Below are 16770 nucleotides of genomic sequence, written 5' to 3'. Positions count from 1 at the left end.
CGTCAGAGCAGCGCCTCGATCTGCGGGAAGAGGCGCTGCAACGAGCGCAGGTAGGGCGCCACGCTCGGGTGGCGGTACTTCCCGGCCAGCGCGCCGGGTCCGTCGGCCACCCGTGCCAGCGCCCATTCGGCACGCGACATCGCGGTGTGGACGGCGTTGATCCTGGCGCCGAGCAGCACCTGCGCCCGCGTGGCAATGCCCGCCGGAAGACCGTCGGCGTAGGCGTCGACCAGCACGTCGAAGTCCTCGCGCGCGGTCAGGGCGAGGTAGCCCAGGTCCGCGCCGACCGGCCCGATCCCCAACATCGACCAGTCGATGGCCACGACGTCGTCACCGTCGCGGGCGATCAGGTTGGCCGCGGCGGGGTCGCCGTGCTGCGCCACCTCCGGCAGCCCGTCGAGTACGTCGAGGTGCTGGCCGCGCAGCTGCCACAACCGGTCGGCGACATCCGCGACCGTCGTACGTTCCAGGGTGCGCCAGCCGCCGTTGTGCTCCACCCTGGCCAGCCGCGTGGCCAGCTGACGCCTCGCCAGCCAGGGGTACGCCGGCAGGTCGGCGCCGGCGAACCGGCCGAGCGCCCGCGCCACGAACGGACCGGGCAGCGTCTCGCTCTCGACGTACGCGTGCCACAGCGTGATGCCCTCGTCGTCCTCCTCGACCTTGGCTGCGCGGACGCTGCGCAGGCCGGGCGTCTCGTCGACCACACCGGACGTCGCGACCTCGGCCGGGCGCCGCCACCACGCGAAGTGCGACCGGTCCGAGAGCTCTCCCGGGTCACCCGGCAGGGGCGCCTGGAGCCGCTTGACCACTTGGTCGCCGCAACGCCACACACCCACGGTCGAGGTCCCCATGCCTCCGGGCACGGGTTGCCAGCCTGGTTCGGGCTGCCACATGCTGACTCCTGCGGTCTCGTCAGGTGTTGACGACCGTCATCCTGACAGAACCCGCGTCCGCGATGGCGGCTTCGAGCACCGAACGGCGCGGGTCGGGCACGGCCAGGAAGGGCTCGACCACCCTGGTCGCGAGCATCCGGAGCCGCTGGTCGACGAGCACGGCCTCGACGGCTTCGTGGTCTCCCCCGGTCACCAGCACCACGTCGGGGTCACCGGCGGCCGAGCGGAGTCTCTCCTCGAACGGACCCAGGATGCGTACGGCGTGGCCGGCCGCGGCCTCGTAGGCCTGCCTGGCCTGGTTGTCGCGGCGTCGGGCGAAGCGTTGCTGGCTCTGGCCGCCGGCCTTGGTGCGTCCCTGCACGTGGCGCTGCCCGACCTTGGACTCGACGACCGCGTCGCCCTCCAGTCTGGCGATCGCGAACCCGCCCTTGCGCACCAGGAGCACGCCCCACTGGGCCGGTGGGCTGCAGGCATCGAGGAAGTCGGACGGGTCGGCGCGGTCGTCGTACGCCCTGCCGAACGGTGGGAGCGCCTCGAACGTCGACCCGTCACCACCGAGCCCGGTCAGCGCTCCCCCGGACACCGCCAGGTCGCAGCCGTCGTGGCGAGCCTCGAAGTTCTCCACCCAGCGCGCGATCCGCATCGCCGGCACCAGGAGAGTTGTCACCCGGCGAGGCTAGCGGAACGGTCGGGTGCGCCGTACCGTCTCACCACCATGCCGCAACCACCCACCGAAGACGTTCCCCAGGAAAATGAGCTGGTCCGGGAACCCGGGGCCGCGTCGGCGCGTGTTGTCCGTGTGGAGACCGAGGAGCTTGCCGAGCTGTACGCACACGCGTGCGCACCCCTGATCGGCCTGCTCACGGTCGTCGGTGGTGATCGCGCCGACGCGGAGGAAGTCGCCCAGGAGAGCTTCGTCAGGCTCCTGCAGCACTGGCCGAAGGTGCGCACGTACGACGACCCCGAGGCATGGGTGCGCACCGTTGCGGTGCGCCTGCTCATCTCAAGGAAGCGGCGGCTCAAGGTGGCCCGGCTCGGGCTGCAGCGGCTGGGGCGCCGTGCCTCGATGGCCGCACCGACGGACCCCGCTGCCGGTGTCGAGCTGTCCGCTGCGCTTGCCGGCCTGCCGGTCGAGCAGCGCGCGGTCCTGGTGCTGCATCACGTGTGTGACCTCCCGGTGCAGGAGGTCGCGGACCGGCTCCACGTCCCTGTTGGCACGGTCAAGTCGCGGCTGTCACGGGCGCGTACGGCGCTCGCCCCGCTGCTGGCCGATGAGGAACGGAGCACGACATGAGTGACTTTGAGAGGCGCCTGTCGGACGAGGTGTCCGCAGCGATCCCATCCACGACCCCACCCTTCGATGAGGTCGTCGCGGTCCGTGATCGCCGACGCAACCGGCGTCGTGGTGCAGTTGCGGCCATCGCCGTGGTCGCCGTCATCGGCGGCGTCTTCGTGGCCACCGGAGTGCTGCAGGAGGATCCCGTGGGCAATGGACGCACGGACGTCGCCTCGAGCGAGTCCCCGTCGGCAAGCGCCACCAAGGGCTCGGGTCGCACGTTCGACCCAGCGCTGCCACTGCCCATCATCCTGAACCTCGCCGCCGGCGATCGAGACCTCGACCCGTGGACGTCGTGCTGGAGCGGACCGCCCGACGGCGAAGGGGTGGTCACGCAGACGTGCTCCGACGGCATGCCCCCGAAGAACCCTGTTGCGGCGGGCAGCCCGGATGACGTCGAGTTCACCTTCCCCGCCGACGGATGGACGTTCGAGGCGACCTTCCGTCCGTCGGACGCCGCGCCCTGTGCACAGAGCTTCACGGTGCCGGTGGAGAAGACGGGAGCGCAGACCTTCCGGATCGATCCCGTGGGGCCTGCCGCGGCGTGGGAGGTCGACGTCTTCGGCCGCGGCCCACAGGGAGATGCAGTGGCCACCTTCGCCTGGGAGACGCCCACCGCCGGCACCGTGCCGCCGCCCCGCTCCTACATGAGCCTCGTCGAGGCTGGCGACGGCGGCGAGGTTCAGGCACCGAGCAGTCTCGAGCTGGTCTTCTCCGGGCTGGACCGATCACCGGGGAAGGCGAGCGTCGTCGTCACCGTGACCGCTGCCAACGGCAACTCCATGCAGTTGGACACCGAGCGAGTGATCGGCCACGAGTGCATCGCCGAGGGCACGCTCTCGTTCTCGGGCACCCGCGCCCAGGCGCGACAGGCCGCCAGGCTCGGCCCGGCGCCTTTCACCTACGCCGTCGACCTGACCCTCGACGGCACGACGTACGCCGGCACCGGGACGTGGCCGACAGACCAGCGCAAGGACGAGGCGCCGTACGTCGACCTCACCTTCGATCCACCACTGCCGGCATACGAGTGACCCCGGGAGTCAGTGCGCCCCGGTCGCCCTTCCTCGGCGACCACGATCGTGCAGGTGTGCCGTCGTGACACAGCAAATCGCGAGAACCCGACCCGGATCATGCACAGGCACGATCCGGGTCGGGTCTCGACCAAGTCGGTCAGACGTTGAAGCCGAGGGCGCGCAGCTGCTCGCGTCCGTCGTCGGTGATCTTGTCCGGGCCCCACGGCGGCATCCAGACCCAGTTGATCGCCACGTCGTTGACGATCCCCTCGAGCGCGGAGTTCGTCTGGTCCTGGATCACGTCGGTCAGCGGGCAGGCCGCCGACGTCAGCGTCATGTCGAGCACGACATTGGAGCCCTCGTCGAGGTGCACGTCGTAGACCAGGCCGAGGTCGACGACGTTGATGCCGAGCTCGGGGTCGACGACGTCCTTCATCGCCTCGACGACGTCGTCCTTGGAGACGGTCGTGGTGGTGCCCACAGGCGCCTCGGGAATGTCAGAGTGGTCAGCCATTGGTGGTCTCCTTGTTGTCCGCTGAGCTGGCAACGATCTGGGCCGTCGCGTCCTTCCATGCCATCCACGACAGCAGGGCGCACTTGACCCGGGCCGGGAACTTCGCGACACCGGCGAAGGCGATGCCGTCCTCGAGGACGTCCTCATCGGGCTCCACGTTGCCGCGGCCCTGCATGAGCTCCTGGAAGGTCGCGTGGATCTGCATTGCCTCGTCGACCGGCTTGCCGATCACTAGGTCGGTCATCACCGAGGCCGACGCCTGCGAGATGGAGCAGCCGACCGAGTCGTAGGAGACGTCCTCGACGACGCCTCCGGCAATGTGCACCCGGAGGGTCACCTCGTCACCGCACGTGGGGTTGACGTGGTGCACCTCGGCCTCGAACGGGTCACGGAGACCCTTGTTCAAGGGGTTCTTGTAGTGGTCGAGAATGATCTCTTGATAGAGGGTGTCGAGTTCCTGGCTCATGATGATCAACCCAACTTGAAGTAGGAGCGGGTGTATTCCAGCCCCTCGACGAGGGCGTCGATCTCGGCCGGCGTCGTGTAGAGGTACGACGAGGCGCGCGTCGAGGCCTGCACGCCGAAGCGCTTGTGGGCCGGCTTCGCGCAGTGGTGACCGGCGCGGACCGCGACACCACGCGAGTCGAGCACCTGGGCCACGTCGTGGGGGTGCACGCCGTCGATCTCGAAGGAGATCGCTCCGCCGCGCAGTGCGGCGTCGAGCGGGCCGAGCACGGTCAGGCCGGGCACGGTGGCCAGGCCGTCGAGGGCGTAGGCGGTGATCGCGTGCTCGTGGGCGCGGATGGCGTCCATGCCGACGTGGCCGAGGTAGTCCACGGCCGCGCCGAGACCCACGGCCTCGACAATCGGCGGGGTGCCGGCCTCGAACTTGTGCGGGATGCCGGCGTACGTCGACCGCTCCATCGCCACGGTCTCGATCATCTCGCCACCACCGAGGAACGGCGGCAGCTGGTCGAGGACCTCACGCTTGCCCCAGAGCACGCCGATGCCGGTCGGGCCGACCACCTTGTGGCCGGTGAAGGCCAGCAGGTCCGCACCGGACTCCACGACGTCGACGGCCATCTGCGGCACCGCCTGCGACGCGTCGACGACCACGATCGCGCCGACCTCGTGGGCACGGCGGGCGATCTCCTCGATCGGGTTGATCGTGCCGAGCATGTTGGAGACCCACGTCAGCGAGACGACCTTGGTCTTCTCGGTGATCAGGGAGTCGATGTTCGACAGGTCGAGCTGTCCGTCGTCGGTGAGCCCGAACCAGCGCAGCGTGGCGCCCTTGCGCTCGGTGAGCAGCTGCCACGGCACGATGTTGGAGTGGTGCTCCATCTCGGTGATGACGACCTCGTCGCCCTCCCCGATCTCGAGCGGGCCACGGGCCCAGGCCAGCGTGTTCGCCACCAGGTTGAGCGCCTCGGAGGCGTTCTTGGTGAAGATCACCTCGTCGCGCGAGGGGGCGTTGATGAACGCGGCGACCTTGTCGCGCGCGTTCTCGAACGCCTCGGACGACTCTGCTCCGAGCTGGTGCATGGCGCGTGCCACGTTCGCGTTGTGGTGCTCGAGGTGGTCGACCATCGTGTCTATGACCACCTGCGGCTTCTGCGAGGTGTTGGCGCTGTCGAGGTAGACCAGCGGCATCCCGCCCGCCAGCTGGCGTTCGAGGATCGGGAAGTCCTTGCGGATGACTTCCAGCTCGGGGAGCAACCCGTCCATGGGGATCAGACCGCCGCGGAGACGTACTTGTCGTAGCCGTTGGCCTCGAGCTCATCGGCGAGGTCAGGACCGCCGGACTCGGCGACCTTGCCGTTGACGAAGACGTGCACGAAGTCGGGCGTGATGTAGCGCAGGATGCGCGTGTAGTGCGTGATCAGCAGGACGCCCTTGTTCTTGTCCTCGATGAAACGGTTGACGCCGTCCGAAACGACCTTGAGGGCGTCGATGTCGAGGCCCGAGTCGGTCTCGTCGAGGATGGCGACCTTGGGGTCGAGCAGCTCGAGCTGGGCGATCTCGTGGCGCTTCTTCTCACCACCGGAGAAGCCCTCGTTGACCGAGCGGGTGCCGAAGGAGGAGTCGAGGTCGAGCTTCTCCAGAGTGGCGTTGACGTCCTTGACCCAGGTGCGCAGCTTGGGCGCCTCGCCGTCGATGGCGGTCTTGGCCGTGCGCAGGAAGTTGGACACCGAGACGCCGGGCACCTCGACGGGGTACTGCATGGCGAGGAAGAGGCCGGCGCGGGCCCGCTCGTCGACGCTCATCGCCAGCACGTCGTCGCCGTCGAGGGTGACGGTGCCGCCGGTGACGGTGTACTTGGGGTGGCCGGCGATGGAGTAGGCCAGGGTGCTCTTGCCGGAGCCGTTCGGGCCCATGATCGCGTGGGTCTCGCCGTCCTTGATGGTCAGCGTGACGCCCTTGAGGATCTCCTTGGGGCCGTCTTCGGTCTCGACCGAGACATGCAGGTCGTTGATCTCCAGGGTGCTCATGTGTGCTCTCTCTTCTCTCTACGAAAGTCTGTGGTTCAGGACGGCACGACGCCGTTGAGGGTGGTGCTGATGTCGACGTACACGTCGTCGCCGCGGAGCTCGACCGGGAACGTCGTGATCGGCTCGGTGGCGGGCAGGACGGTCGGCTTGCCCGTGCGCAGGTCGAACGTCGACCCGTGCAGCCAGCACTCGATGGTGCAGTCCGCGACCTCACCCTCGGAGAGGGCGACCGCCGCGTGCGAGCAGAGGTCCTGGACGGCGAAGAACTCGTCGCCGTCGCGGGCCACGGCCACGTCGAGGTCGTCGATCGTCACCCCGAGGGCCTCGTCAGCGGGGACCTCGGAGACGGCGCAGGCGCGGACGAAGCTCATTTGAACGCCTTCAGGACGTTCTTCTCGAGCTCGGACTCGACGGTGGCGGCGAGCTTCTCCTCCAGCTCCGGCACGTCGATCCTGCGGATCAGGTCGTTGAAGAAGCCGTGCACGACCAGCCGGCGCGCCTCGTCCTCCGCGATGCCGCGCGAGCGGAGGTAGAACAGCTGGTTGTCGTCGAAGCGACCGATGGCCGACGCGTGGCCGGCACCCTCGATCTCGCCGGTCTCGATCTCGAGGTTCGGCACGGAGTCGGCCTGGCACCCGTCGGTGAGGACCAGGTTGCGGTTCTCCTCGTAGGTCTCGATGCCCTCGGCGACCTTGCGGATCAGTACGTTGCCGATCCAGACCGCGTGGGCGCCCTGGCCCTGCAGCGCACCCTTGTAGACCACGTTGCTCTTGGTGTGCGGAGCGGTGTGGTCGACGAAGAGGCGGTGCTCGATGTGCTGGCCCTCGTCGGCGAAGTACATGCCGAGCATCTCGACCGAGCCGCCGGGACCGGCATAGTCGGCCGTCGCGTCGTGGCGCACGAGGTCACCACCGAACGAGACGGCCACGTGCTTGAGCGAGGCGTCACGGCCCACCCGGGCGTGCTGGGTGGAGTGGTGCACGGCGTCGTCGGCCCAGTCCTGCAGGGACACGACAGTCAGCTCGGCGCCGTCCTCGAGGACGATCTCGATGTTGTCGGCGAGTACGGCGGTGCCGGCGAAGGTCAGCACGACGGTCGACTTCGAGAACTTCTCGGCCACGATGACGGTGTGCGAGGCGCCGGCAAGCTCGGCGCCAGTGCCGGTGTGGGCCAGGATCGTCGCTCCGTCGACCACGGTGTCCTGCGGGATGCGGACAACGGTGGCACCGTCGGCCGCGGCCCAGGCGCGGGCCGAGACCCGGTCCGTGGGCACCAGGCCGGACAGGCCGCGCTCGACGGCGTCGGCGCCGACCTGCTCGACGACCACGCCCTGCGCGGCACTCACCTCGACCGCGCACGCGCCGGCGCCGAAGGGGGCCTCGTCGTGCAGGCCCCTGAGGCGCTTGAGCGGGGTGAACCGCCACACCTCTTCACGGCCGGTGGGCACGGGGTGGTCCGCGAGGTCGAAGGACCCCTCGGGGTGCAGGTGGGAGATCACCTTGTCGACCTCGAGGGCCGAACTCACGTTCTCAACAGTTGCAGTCACTTCTTGGCTTTCTTGTACGACGGTCGGGAGGGCAGTGCGCGGAGGGCGAGGATCAGCCCACCGCACCTTCCATCTGCAGCTCGATCAGCCGGTTCAGCTCGAGGGCGTACTCCATCGGCAGCTCCTTGGCGATCGGCTCGACGAAGCCGCGCACGATCATCGCCATCGCCTCGTCCTCGGCCATGCCGCGCGACATCAGGTAGAACAGCTGGTCGTCGGAGACCTTCGAGACCGAGGCCTCGTGGCCCATCGACACGTCGTCCTCGCGGATGTCGACGTACGGGTAGGTGTCGGAGCGGCTGATCTGGTCGACCAGCAGCGCGTCGCAGAGCACGTTGGACTTCGAGCCGTGCGCACCCTCGTTGATCTGGATCAGGCCGCGGTAGGACGTACGGCCACCGCCACGGGCCACCGACTTCGACAGGATCGAGGACGACGTGTTGGGCGCGGCGTGCACCATCTTGGCGCCCGCGTCCTGGTGCTGGCCCTCGCCGGCGAACGCGATCGAGAGCGTCTCGCCCTTGGCGTGCTCACCCATGAGGTAGACCGCGGGGTACTTCATGGTCACCTTGGAGCCGATGTTGCCGTCGACCCACTCCATGGTCGCGCCGGCCTCGCAGGTGGCGCGCTTGGTGACGAGGTTGTAGACGTTGTTCGACCAGTTCTGGATGGTCGTGTAACGACAACGGCCGCCCTTCTTCACGATGATCTCGACGACCGCCGAGTGCAGCGAGTCGGAGGAGTAGATCGGCGCGGTGCAGCCCTCGACGTAGTGCACGTAGGCGTCTTCGTCGACGATGATCAGGGTGCGCTCGAACTGGCCCATGTTCTCGGTGTTGATCCGGAAGTAGGCCTGCAGCGGGATGTCGACGTGGACGCCCTTGGGCACGTAGATGAACGAGCCACCGGACCACACCGAGGTGTTGAGCGCGGCGAACTTGTTGTCACCGACGGGGATGACGGTGCCGAAGTACTCCTTGAAGATCTCTTCGTGCTCGCGCAGCGCGGTGTCGGTGTCGACGAAGATGACGCCCTGCTCCTCGAGGTCCTCGCGGATCGCGTGGTAGACGACCTCGGACTCGTACTGGGCGGCGACACCGGAGACCAGGCGCTGCTTCTCCGCCTCGGGGATGCCGAGCTTGTCGTAGGTGTTCTTGATGTCCTCGGGGAGCTCCTCCCACGAGGTGGCCTGCTTCTCGGTGGAGCGCACGAAGTACTTGATGTTGTCGAAGTCGATCGTCGACAGGTCCGAACCCCAGTTGGGCATGGGCTTGCGGTGGAAGAGCTTGAGGCCCTTCATGCGCAGGTCGAGCATCCACTGCGGCTCGCTCTTCTTCGAGGAGATGTCGGCGACGACCTCCTCGTTGAGGCCACGGCGGGCGTTGTCACTGACCTCGTTCTTGTCGGACCAGCCGAACTCGTAACGACCGATGCCCTCGAGCTCCGGGTTTCTTTCGTCAATGGTCGTCATGAAGACGCTCCGTCCTTCTTGTCGTGAATCGTGGAGGCCTCGAACTTGTCGAGGTCGAGGTTCGGAATGCTCGTGGTGCACACGCCGTCGCCGTGCGCGATGGTGGCCAGACGCTGGACGTGTCGGCCAAGGACCCGCCCGATCACCTCGGTCTCGGCCTCGCACAGCTGCGGGAACTCCGCGGCGACGTGGGAGACCGGGCAGTGCTGCTGGCACAGCTGGTCGGCCATCGGCAGGGTGCGGACGCCGGCGGCGTACCCGCCCTGGGTCAGCACCCTGGCCAGTGCCTGGGCCGGGGTGAGCTCGGGTTCGTCGCGCACCAGGTCTGCATAGTCACGTTCTATGAACGCCACCCGCTGCCTCGCGAATTCCATGACCGCGTCGTCGCCGGCAGTGTCGGCGAGATAACGCAGGGCATGGACCGCGAGGTCGTCGTACTGGTGACCGAGCCCGTCGCGCCCGCTCTCGGTGAGCGCGAACACCTTGGCCGGTCGCCCGCGACCGCGTGAGCCGTAGACCCGCTGCTCGCGTGCCTCGACGGTGCCGAGCTCGACCAGGTGGTCGAGGTGACGGCGTACGGCGGCCGGGGTGAGGTCGAGCAGGTGGGCCAGGTCGGCGGCCGTGGAAGGCCCCTGCTCGAGGATGGAACGCAGCACGCGGGCACGGGTCGGAGCGTCCCCTTCAGGGACGGCGACGGGTGTGCGGGTGAATTCCACAACACAAGTGTGACGTTAATGCGGGGGCCGGATCAAGCAAGGGTCACCTAACTCACCGTTCACTGAGATGAGGGCGCGGCGAACGGGGCGCGCAGCAGGACCTTCGCGCCGCTCAGGTCGGTGACCAGGCGACCGGACTCCATGTAGTCGTTGCTGACGCTGATCTCCACGTGGGGCGGCAGCTCCTTGCCCTCGAACTCGGGAGCGTAGGTCAGGCTGCTCCCCCAGTCGCCGCTGGCGATGGTGACCGTGAACTCCTGCGCTCCGTCGACGCCGAGGTCAGAGCCGGCCTCCTCGACGTTCTCCAGGAGGCGGTCCAGGTCGACGTCGGCCAGGTCGACCAGCTCCGGGTCCGCCGTGCCGACCCGGCCACCGGTGGACTCGGTCAGCGTGTCGTCGGCGCCCGGGTCGTAGGAGTACCGGTCGAAGCGGCCGCGTCCCTCGTCGGTGGGCACCAGCACGTCGGCGTACGTGCCGTGGGTCTCGACGGCGAGCACCTCGGTGGTGCCGAGGTCGTCCTCGACGTCGGCGACCAGCGCCTCCAGGGCGGTGGCGGTCAGCACGGGTTCGTCGCCCGGCTCGTCGTCGCGGTCCATCAGGCCCACCACCACCAGCAACGCCACGAACCCGCCCACCAGTACCGCGACCGTGGCTCCCACCGTCGCGGCCCGCGAGTGCCCGGGCGTACGGCGCACCGCGGGAGCCTGCACCTTTGTGACCAGGGCGTTGGCCGGGTGGCGCTCGGGCACCTGGACCTCGTCGAGCACCGCGACCAGGGAGTCCAGCCGGTCGGCCCGCAGGGCGGAACTGACCATCCGGTCGTGGTCGGCCGCATCGATCTGGCCGTCGGCGAAGGCTCCCGACAACGCGTCGACGACGGCGTCGCGATCGGACTGGCGGGCCCGTTTGCGCGCGGGTCGTGACGACATGCGCGGCACAGTACCCGCTGACTGCGGTCAGTCCTGCGTGCGCCTGCGGAACGTGCGGATCGCCAGGGGAGCGATGACGAGCGTGATGCCGATCGTCCAGATGAACGTGGTCAACACCGGGTGCTGCAGCGGAAGCGCAGCATCGGACGCCACCGGTGGAGTGTTCCCCCACAGCTCGCGGACCGCCTGCACCAGGGCGGAGATCGGGTTCCACTCGGCCAGCCAGCGCAGCGCCTTCGGCATGTTCTCGGTGGGGGCGAAGGTGTTCGCCAGGAAGGTGATCGGGAACATCGTCGTGAACATCACGCCGTTGACCGCCTCGACCGAGCGCATCTTGGAGCCGACCAGGATGCCGACCCAGATCATCGCGAAGCCCCACATCAGCAACAGCACGTAGGCCAGCACCGCATCGAACACGCTGCCGCGGATGCGCCAGCCGATGACCAGCCCGGTCAGCGACATGACGACGATGCCGATGCTGGAGTGCAACAGGCTGGAGATGCTGCGGCCCACGAGAACGGCCGCCGGGTTGATCGGCAGCGACCGCATGCGGTCGACGATGCCCTTCTCGATGTCGGCGGTCAGGCCGACCGCCACGACGAACGAGGCGAACGCGATGGTCTGCCCCATGATGCCGCCGAGCAGCCACTCGCGGTACCCGGCCGGGGACCCGGTCTGGATGGACCCTCCGAAGACGAAGGCGAACAGCATCACGAACATCACCGGCTGGATGGTGACGTCCATCAGCATCTCGGGCATCCGCTTGATGTGGATCAGGTTGCGGCGCACGATCACCATCGACTGCCGCAGCAGGCCGGTGTCGCGGATCTCGGGGCGTTCGATGACGGCAGTCACGGGACCAGCTCCTCGTCGGGCGTTTCTTCGGCGTCCTCGGCGCGGTGGCCGGTCAGGTGCAGGAACACGTCGTCGAGGCTCGGGCGCTTGAGGCCGAGGTCGTCGAGCTCGATGGCGCTGTCGGCGAAGACCGACGCGATGCGGGTCATGTCGGCCAGGCCGTTCGCCGCGGCGGTCAGCTGGCGGGACGCCTCGTCGATGTGGACCTCGGCGACCTGGCTGCGCAGCAGCTTCTCGGCGGCGGGGAGGTCTGCCACGTTGGAGACGGTCACGACCACCGCTGCCTTGCCGGACTGGTCCTTGAGCTGCAGCGGTGTGCCCTCGGCGATCACCGAGCCCTTGTCGATCACCACGATGCGGTCGGCGAGCTGGTCGGCCTCCTCGAGGTACTGGGTCGTGAGCAGCAGCGTGGTGCCGTCGCGGACCAGCTCACGGAGCACGTCCCACAGCTCGACCCGGCTGCGCGGGTCGAGCCCGGTGGTGGGCTCGTCGAGGAACAGCACCGGAGGAGTCGCGATCAGGCTCACCGCGAGGTCGAGCCGGCGCCGCATGCCCCCGGAGTAGGTCTTCACGATCCGGTTGCCGGCCTCGGTCAGGGAGAACCGCTCGAGCAGGTCGTCGCTGGCCCGGGCGATGTACTTCGACGACAGACCGTAGAGCCCGCCGATGAGCCGGAGGTTCTCGCGACCGGTCAGCAGCTCGTCGACCGTCGCGGCCTGGCCGGTGAGCCCCATGCTGCGGCGTACGGCGCCGGGCTCGCGGATCACGTCGTGCCCGGCGACCCGGGCCGTGCCGCTGGTGGGCGTGGTCAACGTGGTCATCATGCGCACCGTCGTCGTCTTGCCGGCACCGTTGGGGCCGAGCATGCCGAGCACGGTTCCCTCGGGGACCGAGAAGCTCACGCCGTCGACGGCGACGGTCTCTCCGAAGTGCTTGACCAGGTTGTCGGCCTCGATGGCCGGGGGTGACGTCATGCTGCTCCCTCTCGCATTGGACGGTGTGTCCGGTTCCTGACACTTCGACCCGCGCCGGTCACGAAACTCATCGGTCCTCCAGCCTAGGGAGGTGTCCCTGATGGGTCACCTGTTTTTCGGCGTGCGGGGCGGCGTTCCTAGACTGTCCCGGTGCCCCCCTCCCCCGACGTCGCTCCCGGCAGCCCAGGATCCGACGCGGCGGCCGTCGAGATCGACGGCCTCGTCATGCGCTACGGCGAGAAGACCGCCGTCGACGAGCTGTCGCTCCGCGTCGAGCGGGGCACCATCACCTCCGTGCTCGGGCCGAACGGCGCCGGCAAGACCACCACGCTCGAGGTGTGCGAGGGGTTCCGTAGACCACAGGCCGGCACGGTCCGGGTGCTCGGGCTCGACCCGACCCGCGAACGCCGTGCGCTGCTCCCCCGCATCGGCGTGATGCTGCAGTCCGGTGGCGCCTGGTCGGGGGTGCGGGCCGAGGAGATGCTCCGCCACATCGCACGCCTGCACGCCCACCCGCTGCCCGTCGAGATGCTGGTCGAGCGACTCGGCCTCGACGAGTGCGGGCGTACGCCGTACCGCCGGCTCTCCGGCGGGCAGCAGCAGCGACTCGGCCTCGCGATGGCGATCGTCGGCCGCCCCGAGCTGGTCTTCGTGGACGAGCCCACGGCGGGCATGGACCCCGCCGTGCGACGCACGACGTGGGAGCTGCTCGAGGAGCTCAAGGCCGACGGCGTCACGATCGTGCTGACCACCCACCACATGGACGAGGCCGAGCGGCTCTCCGACCTGGTCCACGTCATCGACCACGGGCGCCTGGTCGCCAGCGGCACCCCTTTCGAGCTGACCCGGGCCCGCGACCAGGCCACGATCCGCCTGGTCGTGACCCGACCGTTCCCGCCCGGCTCCCCCGACAAGCTGCGCATCGCGCTCGGCGACCACACCGAGGTGACGGAGATCAACGAGCAGAGCCTGCTGATCACGGGTCCCGCCGACGGGTCGACCCTCGCCCGGGTCTCCGCGTGGTGCGAGGAGCACGACGTGCTGCCCGAGAGCCTGGTCCTCGGCCAGCGCACGCTCGAGGACGTCTTCCTGCAGCTGACCGGACGGGAGTTCGAGGCATGAGCACCACCCGCCAGGACTTCACCCCGGCCCCGGGCTCGGCTCCACTCTCCCGCCAGGTGGTGGCCCAGGCCTCCATGGAGACCCGCCTGCTGCTTCGAAACGGCGAGCAGCTGCTGCTGGCCGTGGTCATCCCGGTGCTGGCACTGGTCGGCGGCATCCTGGCGGCCCGCCGTCTGGGACTCGACTTCGACGAGACCCCGGTCGACGTGCTGACCCCGGGCGTCCTGGCCCTCGCGGTGATGTCCACGTCATTCACGTCGCTGGCCATCGCCACCGGGTTCGAGCGCCGCTACGGGCTACTCAAGCGCCTCGGTGCCTCACCGCTGCCACGCTCCGGACTGCTGCTCGGCAAGGTGATCGCCCTGCTCGGCGTACAGGTCCTGCAGGCGGTCGTCATCGGTGCGGTGGCCCTCGGGTTCGGCTGGCGTCCCGGCGGCGGCTTTGCCGGCGTCCTGCTGGCCGTGGCGGCCGCGTTGCTCGGTACGGCGGCGTTCGCCGGTCTCGGCCTGCTCGTGGCCGGGACCCTGCGCGCCGAGGCGACGCTGGCCGTGGCCAACCTGGTCTACCTGCTGCTCATGATGGGCGGCGGCATCGTGCTCCCCCGTGACACCTACGGCTCGGCGGGTGTGGTGATCCAGTTCCTCCCGTCCGCAGCCCTGGGCGACGCCATGCGGGACGCGTTCATCGACGGATCCGTCAATCTCGTCGCCTTCGCCGTGCTGGCCGTCTGGGCCGTCGCGGCGGGCGCGATGGCGAGCAGGAGCTTCAAGTGGGAGTGAGCAACATCGTTCCGGCCCGGTACCTCCGCCCCCTGGCGGTGACGAACCTGGTCGCGAACATCATGATCGTGGTGACCGGCGGCGTGGTCCGCCTCACCGCATCGGGTCTTGGTTGTCCGACGTGGCCGCGGTGCACGGACGAGTCGTACGTCGCCCACGGCGCCCTCGGCATCCACGGCGCGATCGAGTTCGGCAACCGGATGCTCACCTGGGTGCTCGCTGCGGTCGCCATCACCTGCTGGCTGGCCGCGCTCGCCTACCGGGCCTCGGGCGGCGTCAACGGAACCCGCACGGTGCGCCTGTCGACCATGATCGCGCTCTACGTGCCTGCGCAGGCGATCATCGGCGGCGTCACGGTGCTGACCGACCTCAACCCCTACGTCGTGGCCTTCCACCTGCTGGTCTCGATGGCCCTGATCGGGCTCTGTGTGCTGCTCGTCGAGGTCACCCGGCAGCCGGACACCTGGTCCGCCGACGACCCACTCCGAGCGCCGGAGCAGACCCGGAGGCTGGCCTGGCTGGTCTTCGGCGTCGGCTGGGTCGTGCTCTGGCTGGGCACCGTGGTCACGGGCTCCGGGCCCCACGCGGGGGACCTCGATGCACGACGTACGGGCCTGGACCCCCAGGTCTGGTCGCACGTGCACGCGTCGGCGGTCTACGTGCTGGTCGCCCTGACGGTCGGCATCCTCGCCCTCGCGCACCGGCAGCGGCTGGAGGGCGTACGGCGGGCCGCCGGCGCCCTGCTCCTGGTCGAGCTGCTGCAGGGCGTGGTCGGCTTCGTGCAGTACTTCAACGACCTGCCGGTGCCGCTGGTCACCGTGCACATGCTGGGCGCCTCGTTGACCGCAGCGACCCTCGCCTGGGTCGTGGTGCGCGCACAGCGCACGGTCTGAGCAGACCCGGGAAGAACTGGGACGGCGGGGTGCCCGAACCCCCGAGACCGGGCACGCCGCCGTTCAACAGGTATGACGTGGCGGACACCGGTTTGGTTGCTTCGGATCCCGAACTATTTTTCCCGGTCCAGACCACCGCTCCCGCGACGGACCTGACGACAGCCCGCGAAGGGGGTCTCAGCGGGTCAGCAGCGGGTCGAGCGCGACCGCGACGAACAGGAGGCTGAGGTAGAGGTTGGAGGTGTGGAAGAGTCGCATCGGCTTGATCAGCGACAGGGTCTCGGTGCCCTTCGCGCGGCCCCACATCCTGTGCGCCTCGACCAGGAAGACCCCGCCGAGGACGGCGGCACACGCCGGGTAGAACCAACCGGTGCCGGCCACCGGCCACAGCACCAGCGACGTCGCGACCATCACCCACGAGTAGAGGACGATCTGCCGGCCGACCTCGGCCGCGGGCTTCACGACGGGCAGCATCGGGACGTCGACGTTCGCGTAGTCCTCGCGGTAGCGCAGCGCGAGGGCCCAGGTGTGCGGCGGCGTCCAGAAGAAGACCACCATGAACAGCACGATCGGCGTCCAGGCCAGCTCGTTGGTGACCGCCGTCCAGCCGATCAAGGCCGGGAAGCAGCCGGCGAGGCCGCCCCAGACGATGTTCTGGGTCGTACGCCGCTTGAGCAGGATCGTGTAGACCAGCACGTAGAACGCGTTGGCGCCCAGCGACAGGGCCGCGGAGAGCCAGTTGACCCACACTGCGAGGACCACGGTCGAGACCACCGCGAGCACCACGGCGAACAGCAGGGCCGAGCCGGCCGACACGATGTGGCGTGGCAGGGCGCGGCGGCGGGTGCGTCGCATCTGCTCGTCGATGTCACGGTCGTAGACGCAGTTGAACGCCGAGGCGGAGCCCGCCGACAAGGTGCCGCCGATGACGGTCGCGACGACCAGCCACAGGTCGGGCACGCCCCGGTCGGCGAAGAACATCACCGGCACGGTGGTGAGGAGCAGCAGCTCGATCACCCGCGGCTTGGTCAGACCGACGTAGGCGGCGACGACGTCCTTGAACGACGCGCGTTCGGGGTCGCCCGACGGGTCTGCCGCCCGCTCAGGGGTGGAAGCCGACTGGCCGACGTACGTCACGAAAACCTCGGGTTGCAAAGACTGCGTCATGGTGATGGAAAACGGTGGAGCCGACGTCGAGTCTATAGCCCATGATGAGTAGGCTCGTCGTTGCCGCCGT

At 69.0% G+C, this 16770-nt stretch carries 19 protein-coding genes; 5 read left to right on the top strand and 14 right to left on the bottom strand.

Translation table 11 applies throughout. The annotated features are described in order from the left end of the window. Nucleotides 1–2: 2 nt before the first annotated feature. Nucleotides 3–893: a phosphotransferase gene (locus ASD66_RS12125; RefSeq protein ID WP_056677896.1), complete on the bottom strand. Its 891-nt coding sequence runs from the start codon at nucleotides 891–893 to the stop codon at nucleotides 3–5. Nucleotides 894–912: 19 nt separating this feature from the next. Beyond that, nucleotides 913–1560 (bottom strand): acVLRF1 family peptidyl-tRNA hydrolase, encoded by a 648-nt coding sequence (locus ASD66_RS12120; RefSeq protein WP_082563559.1) that lies wholly within the window; start codon nucleotides 1558–1560, stop codon nucleotides 913–915. 48 nt (nucleotides 1561–1608) lie between these two features. On the opposite strand from ASD66_RS12120, the gene ASD66_RS12115 reads away from it, so the two are divergent. Together ASD66_RS12115 and ASD66_RS12110 are read left to right on the top strand one after the other, a co-directional pair. Beyond that, the gene (locus ASD66_RS12115) at nucleotides 1609–2187 is read left to right on the top strand and encodes an RNA polymerase sigma factor (protein ID WP_082599456.1); all 579 of its coding nucleotides are present in this window, start codon (nucleotides 1609–1611) and stop codon (nucleotides 2185–2187) included. After that, on the top strand, nucleotides 2184–3260 hold the full coding sequence (locus ASD66_RS12110; protein ID WP_056891049.1) for a hypothetical protein: 1077 nt from the start codon (nucleotides 2184–2186) through the stop codon (nucleotides 3258–3260). The genes ASD66_RS12115 and ASD66_RS12110 overlap by 4 nt, the downstream gene beginning before the upstream one ends. Before the next feature lie 139 nt (nucleotides 3261–3399). Here ASD66_RS12110 and ASD66_RS12105 read toward each other — a convergent pair whose 3' ends face one another. Genes ASD66_RS12105 through ASD66_RS12055 form a run of 11 tightly spaced genes read right to left on the bottom strand, consistent with a single transcriptional unit; the run spans nucleotide 3400 to nucleotide 12739 of the window. Then, on the bottom strand, nucleotides 3400–3756 hold the full coding sequence (locus ASD66_RS12105) for a metal-sulfur cluster assembly factor (protein WP_056677883.1): 357 nt from the start codon (nucleotides 3754–3756) through the stop codon (nucleotides 3400–3402). Then, on the bottom strand, nucleotides 3749–4222 hold the full coding sequence (gene sufU, locus ASD66_RS12100) for a Fe-S cluster assembly sulfur transfer protein SufU (RefSeq protein ID WP_056679338.1): 474 nt from the start codon (nucleotides 4220–4222) through the stop codon (nucleotides 3749–3751). Before sufU ends, ASD66_RS12105 begins: the two co-directional genes overlap by 8 nt. A 5-nt stretch (nucleotides 4223–4227) precedes the next feature. Beyond that, nucleotides 4228–5484, bottom strand: coding sequence for a cysteine desulfurase (locus tag ASD66_RS12095; RefSeq protein WP_056891048.1), 1257 nt, complete (start codon nucleotides 5482–5484; stop codon nucleotides 4228–4230). Between the two features lie 5 nt (nucleotides 5485–5489). Continuing rightward, nucleotides 5490–6248, bottom strand: coding sequence for a Fe-S cluster assembly ATPase SufC (gene sufC, locus ASD66_RS12090; RefSeq protein WP_056677877.1), 759 nt, complete (start codon nucleotides 6246–6248; stop codon nucleotides 5490–5492). A 35-nt stretch (nucleotides 6249–6283) separates the two neighbouring features. Continuing rightward, a complete protein-coding gene (locus ASD66_RS12085; protein WP_056677874.1) occupies nucleotides 6284–6619 on the bottom strand; it encodes a non-heme iron oxygenase ferredoxin subunit in 336 nt (111 codons plus the stop codon). Beyond that, nucleotides 6616–7794: a Fe-S cluster assembly protein SufD gene (gene sufD, locus ASD66_RS12080; protein ID WP_056891047.1), complete on the bottom strand. Its 1179-nt coding sequence runs from the start codon at nucleotides 7792–7794 to the stop codon at nucleotides 6616–6618. Before sufD ends, ASD66_RS12085 begins: the two co-directional genes overlap by 4 nt. 52 nt (nucleotides 7795–7846) lie before the next feature. After that, a complete protein-coding gene (gene sufB / locus ASD66_RS12075) occupies nucleotides 7847–9265 on the bottom strand; it encodes a Fe-S cluster assembly protein SufB (RefSeq protein WP_056677866.1) in 1419 nt (472 codons plus the stop codon). Further along, nucleotides 9262–9981 (bottom strand): helix-turn-helix transcriptional regulator, encoded by a 720-nt coding sequence (locus tag ASD66_RS12070; RefSeq protein ID WP_056891046.1) that lies wholly within the window; start codon nucleotides 9979–9981, stop codon nucleotides 9262–9264. The genes sufB and ASD66_RS12070 overlap by 4 nt, the downstream gene beginning before the upstream one ends. A 59-nt stretch (nucleotides 9982–10040) precedes the next feature. Beyond that, nucleotides 10041–10910: a DUF1707 domain-containing protein gene (locus ASD66_RS12065; RefSeq protein ID WP_056891045.1), complete on the bottom strand. Its 870-nt coding sequence runs from the start codon at nucleotides 10908–10910 to the stop codon at nucleotides 10041–10043. Nucleotides 10911–10937: 27 nt separating this feature from the next. Continuing rightward, entirely contained in the window at nucleotides 10938–11765 is an 828-nt protein-coding gene (locus ASD66_RS12060; protein ID WP_056891044.1) for an ABC transporter permease, read from the bottom strand. After that, complete coding sequence (locus ASD66_RS12055; RefSeq protein ID WP_056677855.1) at nucleotides 11762–12739, bottom strand: ATP-binding cassette domain-containing protein; 978 nt, start codon at nucleotides 12737–12739, stop codon at nucleotides 11762–11764. The genes ASD66_RS12060 and ASD66_RS12055 overlap by 4 nt, the downstream gene beginning before the upstream one ends. A 150-nt stretch (nucleotides 12740–12889) precedes the next feature. Between ASD66_RS12055 and ASD66_RS12050 the strand changes: the two genes are divergently transcribed. The 3 genes from ASD66_RS12050 to ASD66_RS12040 are packed head-to-tail and all read left to right on the top strand — an operon-like array spanning nucleotide 12890 to nucleotide 15533. After that, nucleotides 12890–13861 (top strand): ABC transporter ATP-binding protein, encoded by a 972-nt coding sequence (locus tag ASD66_RS12050; protein WP_235530064.1) that lies wholly within the window; start codon nucleotides 12890–12892, stop codon nucleotides 13859–13861. After that, nucleotides 13858–14640, top strand: coding sequence for an ABC transporter permease (locus ASD66_RS12045; protein ID WP_056891043.1), 783 nt, complete (start codon nucleotides 13858–13860; stop codon nucleotides 14638–14640). The genes ASD66_RS12050 and ASD66_RS12045 overlap by 4 nt, the downstream gene beginning before the upstream one ends. Further along, entirely contained in the window at nucleotides 14637–15533 is an 897-nt protein-coding gene (locus tag ASD66_RS12040) for a COX15/CtaA family protein (RefSeq protein ID WP_235530063.1), read from the top strand. The genes ASD66_RS12045 and ASD66_RS12040 overlap by 4 nt, the downstream gene beginning before the upstream one ends. Before the next feature lie 177 nt (nucleotides 15534–15710). On the opposite strand, the gene ASD66_RS12035 is transcribed toward ASD66_RS12040, so the two are convergent. Next, nucleotides 15711–16700, bottom strand: coding sequence for a heme o synthase (locus ASD66_RS12035; protein WP_082599455.1), 990 nt, complete (start codon nucleotides 16698–16700; stop codon nucleotides 15711–15713). Between the last annotated feature and the right edge of the window lie 70 nt (nucleotides 16701–16770).

Source organism: Nocardioides sp. Root151, from assembly GCF_001427925.1.
Lineage (GTDB): Bacteria > Actinomycetota > Actinomycetes > Propionibacteriales > Nocardioidaceae > Nocardioides.
The sequence above is the reverse complement of the archived record's forward strand: the minus strand, read 5'-3'. Positions and strand labels throughout refer to the sequence as shown.